Raw genomic sequence first — 6,593 nt, forward strand, 5'->3', positions numbered from 1 at the left:
GCCCTCCTTTTTCAGCTGTACTCTTTCATTAACTGTTTTGCAATAATATTTTTCTGTATTTCAGATGTACCTTCATAAATTCTTGTAATCCGGGCATCTCGGTAAAATCGTTCAATCGGATATCCGGCAATATACCCTAATCCACCATGAATCTGCAGCGCTTTATCGGCAACACGGTTGTAAGTTTCCGAACCGTATAGTTTTAACATTGCCGCTTCTTTAATGACATTTTTTCTCTCGTCCACCATCCAAGCTACGCGGTATGTAAAAGATCGCAAAGCTTCTATTTCGACTGCCATTTCAGCAAGCATATGGGCGACTGCTTGATGTTCGATGATTGGTACCCCGAACTGTTTCCGTTCTAAGGCGTACGTTGTGGCCATATCCAATAATTTTTGACAACTTCCCAGATTTCTGGCAGCCAAACCGGCACGACCATTTGTCAAGATTTTTAATGCATTTATATACCCTTCCCCTTCTTCGCCAAGCATGTTTTCTACCGGAACTTCACAATCTTCTAAAATAATTTCTGCGGAATGAGACCCGCGTAATCCCATTTTTTGTTCAACCGCACCGATGTGAAATCCCGGAAAATCTTTTTCAACTATAAATGCACTTATTCCACGAGCACCTTTACTGCGGTTTGTTACCACCATGACAGTAAAAATATCTGCCTCCGTTGCATTTGTAATATAATGTTTTGTTCCATTTAAAATATATTTATCTCCCTTTTTTACTGCGGTTGTTTGCAAATTGGCGGCATTTGATCCGGCTTCCGGTTCCGTCAGCGCAAAAGCGCCGATTTTTTCACCACTTGCCATTAAAGGCAAATATTTTTCTTTTTGTTGTTCGTTTCCAAATTCGACGAGTCCAACAGTGCCAATCCCTGTATGGGCGCCAATTAAGGTCGTGTAACCGTTATGAGTTTGCCCAATTTCCTCATAGATCGCACATTTCCCAACCATCCCAATCCCCAGACCGCCATATTTTTCCGGAATACTTAAACCGAACAGGCCTAATTCCTTCGACATCTCAATGATATGTTTTGGAATTTTATCATCAGCTTCAATTTGCTCGGCAACCGCTTCAACCTCTTTTTGGATAAAGTCTCTGACATTTTCTTTCAAGAGTAAAATATCTTCATCCAGTTGAAAATCCACTCCCGTCACTTCCTCATTTGTCAAATTCTTGTCACAATTTTATATTGCAAGTAGTGTGCCAACTTTTAAACGATGACTATATGCATAATCAAGTGAAACTTAAATCAGTGGGTTTTTATCATCACTGATGGTTTGTTGAACCAATCGGACCTTTACGGGCAGTACATACCCGACCGATCTTCTTTGTAACTCTAAAATTTTGAGGTGGGGACTTACTGCCCGTCAAGGCGGGATAAAATGTAATGCAATTATGAATTATTAAACCATATTCCTTTGTTTCTATTTGATTTAATTTTGTATCGAATAATTCATTTTTGAATTAAAAAACACTCGACTTTGACACGAAAGCCAAAGTAAACAGACTGAAAGCATAGTTTCAGTCTATGATTTTAATTTAATTGTCAAAATTGAAAAAAACTGTTCCGGACAATGGGTTGGAACAGTTTTTCAATCCTTCATACTATTCATTTTTTACTTTGATGTTGTATTTCTTCAACTTGCGGACGACGGTTGGCTGACTTGTTTGCAGCGCTCGTGCAATTTCATATGTATTTTGATATTTTTTCGCAGCCTGGCGCAACAGCCTCCTCTCAACATCTTCCACGGCTTCTTTCAATGAAAGTTGAGTTTGTCGTCCAACGATTTCCGAGGCACGGTATTCTTTTGGCAAGTGATCAATTCCGATTTTATCTTGATAAACGGTAACCACTAATCGTTCAATCAAATTAGAAAGTTCACGAATATTCCCCGGCCAATCATACACCGTTAGAAAATCAATCAGTTCGTAATCAAATTCCTTATACAACTGATATTTTTGATTATATGTTTTTAAAAACAAATGGATAAGCGGCAATATATCTTCCCGTCGATCACGCAACGGAGGAATATGAATCGGAATCACATTGAGTCGATAATAGAGGTCTTCCCGAAATTCGCCCCGTACGACCATTTCATGTAAGTTTCGGTTTGTTGCGGCAATAATATGAACATCAACCTTCTTCGGCTTCGTTCCCCCTACACGTTGGATTTCCCCTTCCTGCAGAACACGTAAAAGTTTAACTTGTAAATTTAATGGTAATTCAGCTACTTCATCAAGAAACAATGTACCGCCATTCGCTAATTCAAACATACCCGGTTTGCCATTCCGATTTGCTCCGGTAAAGGCACCGGCCTCGTAACCAAATAATTCGGATTCAAGTAATTCCGGCGGGATAGCACCACAATTTACTTTTATCAGCTTGCCAGTTTTGGCTCGGTCACTATTTTCATAGATAAAATTTGTTAAAACATCCTTTCCGACACCGGTTTCCCCTAAAATTAAGATGGTTGCATCAAAATTAGCAATTCGTTTCGCTGTTTCAAAAATGGCCAACATTTGCTCACTTTGAACAACAATCCCATACTTTTCCTCATATTCATTTTTTGGTTGCGGGGACTCCGTCTGGAATTCATGATCTTTAAGATAATCAATTTGTTCCGCTTGGATTCGATTCAAATCAGTGAGGTCTCTAATATTGGTAACAATCATATCAATATTCCCTTGACTGTCATGCACCGGAGTTCCTGTTAGCAGCGTAATATTTCCGATATAATTTTTTTGGACAAATGACACCGTTTTCTTTTTCTTCAATGCTTCTTCTGTTACGGAATTTTTTAAAATCCCTCGCCTCACTAAGTCCTTTACATTTTTCCCAAGATAATAATGTTTCGGGATCCCGGTAATTCGTTCAATCGCAGCATTTGTCCGAATCGTCACTCCTTCCCGATTTGTCAAATAAATGCCGTCATAGGAATGTTCAAAAATAGCTTCCAATTCATACTTATGTCGTTTCAAATCATTCAATGCCTCGAGCAAATCGGTGACACCGCTTGTTTCAATTCCGACTAATAGATTTTCATTTTGCTTGATTTGTTTTTTAATAACTAAATAATCTTTCCCGGTGATTTTTGCCATTAATAAATTAGGGTCTGATTGATTCGGGACCACTTGTAAATAATCGGTTATGTTTTTATCCTTTCCTAATCCTGTTAACAATGATTCAAATGCTTGGTTGTATGAAACGAGTTTGTCATGATCATCCATAATAGCGAATGGGATAGGGAAATGGTTCCACTTTTGCAAAAAAATCACCTGCCTTGATAAAGATTGTTGCCGGGTTTTCGTTATTTGGCGGTCATACATGCTATTTGTGCCAACGAAGCTGCCTTATTAAGTGACACCACCAATATGAGATGAGGGTATATTTTAAGAAAAGGACTGTCCCAATCAGGCTTTCCTTAGGACAATCCCTCTCCTCTTATTCATTATATGATCTTATAAGGTAAATTTTTCTATCGTTTCTTTCGTTATCTCGCCGTGAGAAGTGTGCCACTTTACCTCTCCGCTTTTAATATAAAAGATTTGCGGGGATTCATGTTTAATTGCAAAATGGTTTGCGATAAAATTGGACAGTGGTCTACTATCTTGGACCGTTAAATAATATCCGTTGATTTCATTATGTTCTTCCAAATAAGCAGTAAATTGGTCAAATGCACCTCGGCTAATTGGACAAGTTAAACTATGTTTGAATAATAAGAAAGCACTTTCCTTTTCCAGAATCAATTTAAATTCACTTTCTTCGTATATTTGTTTGAGAGGCAAATTATTCATCCCCCTTATTTTTTAGAGCTGCCAATTTCTCATCAATTTCATTTGATAATTCCTCAATCGTTTGCTTGGCATCTTCTAACACCTCGATGGCTTCATCTCCGGATTTTTTTGTCATTGATTGTACGGCGCCGACTAAGAAGTTTGTTTGTTCTTGAACAGCTTTCGTTAATTTTTCTTTGGCATCATTGGCAAATTCCCGGACATCATGGCCTTTTTGAATCACAATATTCTTGACTTGATCACTTTTATCTAAAGCAAAATTGGCCTTTGATTGAATTTCGGTACGTAAATCTTTTCCGGATTTTGGTGCAAATAATAGAGCTGCGAGCGAACCAATTACACTCCCGATAATCACGCCTGTTAAGAAATCCTTTGTCTCCCTTGTTTCCGCTTTTTTGTTTTCTTCCATTTTCATCATCCTCCTACTCTGTTCGATTATCGATGACAATATTTGCTTCCTTATTATGTTTTCTGCGTTCCTTAATTTCACTCCATTTGTCCTTCAGTTCGCCGGCAAGTTTGCCCCAGCTGATAATTTGTGAAATTTTATCCTGATTATCTGCCACTTTTTGAATGACTGTATTTGAAATACTATTCACTGAACGATTAAATGCTTGAAGGGTATGTCCGACTTCTTCTACTGCTATGACGACAGAATCTAGTTTTTTTGACTTTTGTTGGATATCAGCCGCCAAATCATTGGTTTTTTTGAGTAAATTTTCTGTTTCCTTTGTTACCCCTTGCAATTGCCCTTCTAAACTTTCTACAGTATGTGAAATATGGTTTAACGTTTGTGTTAATGATTTTAATGTTTGTATAATATAAATGACCAATACAACAAAAGCAACGGCCACTACAGCCACACTTATGTACAAAATCGCTTCCATTATGAAAAACTCCCTTCTATTTCCTCTCTTACCAATCTTTACATTCTATTCTATTTCAATTAAAACATTTTTACAAAGAAGAATCGAGCCTATATACTAATTTTTTAATAAATATTTCGTACCGGTACCTGGAAAGTATCGAAAAGCTCTCCCATATACAAAAAAGCCATCCAACAGGTCCTTAACGAGCCAATAATCCGGTCAAACTTCCGGTTAGTGAATCGCAAAACTCCGTCAGACAGCTTTCCAATTTTCTATCACCTTATACGGTTTTATGTTCTTTTTTCAAATAGCGTTCATAGGCTTCTTGATATTTATGAACATCCCCGGCACCCATGAACAAGACAACACTGTTTTCAAAATCAGCTAATTCGGCAACATCTTCTTCTGCTAAAATTTGTGCTCCATCAACCTTGGCTTGTAGATCTTGGATAGATAAATTTCCGTGATTTTCCCGAGCCGATCCAAAAATTTCACAAAGGAACACTTCATCAGCTGCACTTAAACTATTGGCAAAATCATTTAAAAAGGTTTGTGTTCTTGTAAAAGTATGCGGTTGGAAGACGGCAACCAATTTTCTATCCGGATATTTTTGTCTTGCCGAATTTAGTGTTGCCCGGATTTCGGTCGGATGATGGGCATAGTCATCAATTAATATTTGCGAACCAATTCTTTTTTCAGTAAATCTCCTCTTTACGCCATGAAATGTTTTTAACCCTTCACGAATAATCGAAACATCAATATCCTCATAATGACAAATCGTAATGACACTTAATGCATTCAATACATTATGATCGCCAAATAACGGAATGAAGAAGGAAGAATAGAAATTGTTACGAACAAAGACATCAAAAGTTGTTCCTTCCTGTGTCGTTTCAATATTTCGTGCCTGAAAATCATTTTCATCACCGAAGCCATAAAAAAGTACCGGAACTTTCGCTTGAATTTTTTGCAGATGCTCATCATCACCGCAAGCAATAATTCCTTTTTTCACCTGCAATGCGATTTCTTGGAAAGCAGAAAAAACATCCTCTACATTGGCGTAATAATCGGGATGGTCAAAATCTATATTTGTCATAATACAGTAATCGGGAAAGTATGAAAGAAAATGGCGACGATATTCACATGCTTCAAAAACAAAATAAGTGGCGTCCTTAACCCCTTTCCCTGTTCCATCACCAATTAAATAAGATGTTGGTTTTGCCAATTCCATGACATGCGAAAGAAGCCCGGTTGTCGATGTTTTCCCATGAGCACCGGTAACTGCGATACTTGTATAATTTTGAATAAAATCTCCTAAAAAGCGATGATAACGTATGACCGGCAGTCCTAATGCCAACGCTTTTTGAATCTCTTCGTGGGAATCAGGAAATGCATTTCCCGCGATAATTGTCATTCCCGGTTTTATATTGTCTTCTTTAAAAGGATAAATGGGAATTCCTAGTTTTTCCAATGAATCTTGCGTAAAATAATGTTTTTCTACGTCCGATCCTTGGACTTTGAAACCCATATTATGAAGGATTTGTGCAAGGGCACTCATCCCGGATCCTTTAATTCCTACAAAATGGTAAATAGTCATGTTAGAACCTCCAACAATGTCACTATATAATATGCATTATATGTATGAGAGAACTTATTTCGTGTTTCGTACAAATTTCAAAAAGCCATTTTCCAAAAGTTCGTTATTTTTTAAAATGAACCGACCCTTTCGCTCAAGCAAAGACTTTCGCCGGCTTCCAAGCTTGCAAGTAACGTAAAATATTCACGACCGTTGGCGAAAACAGCCTTTCAAAAATTTCCTGTCCCTAATCCAATTAGAATTGTTCACTACATAATGCGCTGAACCGCACTTTATGTATTATAGCATTTTCATTTCAAAAAAACTATCGCTTATCT

6 protein-coding genes are annotated in these 6,593 nt (G+C 37.5%); all 6 read right to left on the minus strand.

Annotation, left to right across the window (positions count from 1 at the left end; genetic code table 11):
* Positions 1–11: 11 nt before the first annotated feature.
* Positions 12–1,160, minus strand: coding sequence for an acyl-CoA dehydrogenase family protein (locus BT1A1_RS12525; RefSeq protein ID WP_034771824.1), 1,149 nt, complete (start codon positions 1,158–1,160; stop codon positions 12–14).
* A gap of 460 nt (positions 1,161–1,620) precedes the next feature.
* On the minus strand, positions 1,621–3,291 hold the full coding sequence (locus BT1A1_RS12530; RefSeq protein ID WP_034771840.1) for a sigma-54 interaction domain-containing protein: 1,671 nt from the start codon (positions 3,289–3,291) through the stop codon (positions 1,621–1,623).
* Positions 3,292–3,474: 183 nt separating this feature from the next.
* Entirely contained in the window at positions 3,475–3,801 is a 327-nt protein-coding gene (ytxJ, locus tag BT1A1_RS12535; RefSeq protein WP_231553334.1) for a bacillithiol system redox-active protein YtxJ, read from the minus strand.
* A gap of 1 nt (position 3,802) precedes the next feature.
* Positions 3,803–4,219: a YtxH domain-containing protein gene (locus BT1A1_RS12540; protein WP_034771828.1), complete on the minus strand. Its 417-nt coding sequence runs from the start codon at positions 4,217–4,219 to the stop codon at positions 3,803–3,805.
* A 13-nt stretch (positions 4,220–4,232) separates the two neighbouring features.
* The gene (locus tag BT1A1_RS12545) at positions 4,233–4,697 is read right to left on the minus strand and encodes a DUF948 domain-containing protein (RefSeq protein ID WP_034771830.1); all 465 of its coding nucleotides are present in this window, start codon (positions 4,695–4,697) and stop codon (positions 4,233–4,235) included.
* Between the two features lie 262 nt (positions 4,698–4,959).
* Entirely contained in the window at positions 4,960–6,276 is a 1,317-nt protein-coding gene (murC, locus tag BT1A1_RS12550) for a UDP-N-acetylmuramate--L-alanine ligase (protein ID WP_034771832.1), read from the minus strand.
* Positions 6,277–6,593: the final 317 nt, after the last annotated feature.

This window comes from Caldibacillus thermoamylovorans (assembly GCF_000751775.1).
Taxonomy (GTDB): domain Bacteria; phylum Bacillota; class Bacilli; order Bacillales; family Caldibacillaceae; genus Caldifermentibacillus; species Caldifermentibacillus hisashii.

Excerpts from the sequence above, each read along its gene's own strand:
- BT1A1_RS12540 (WP_034771828.1), bottom strand. The coding sequence starts at position 4,219 with ATGGAAGAAAACAAAAAAGCGGAAACAAGGGAGACAAAGGATTTCTTA.
- BT1A1_RS12545 (WP_034771830.1), bottom strand. The coding sequence starts at position 4,697 with ATGGAAGCGATTTTGTACATAAGTGTGGCTGTAGTGGCCGTTGCTTTT.
- murC (WP_034771832.1), bottom strand. The coding sequence starts at position 6,276 with ATGACTATTTACCATTTTGTAGGAATTAAAGGATCCGGGATGAGTGCC.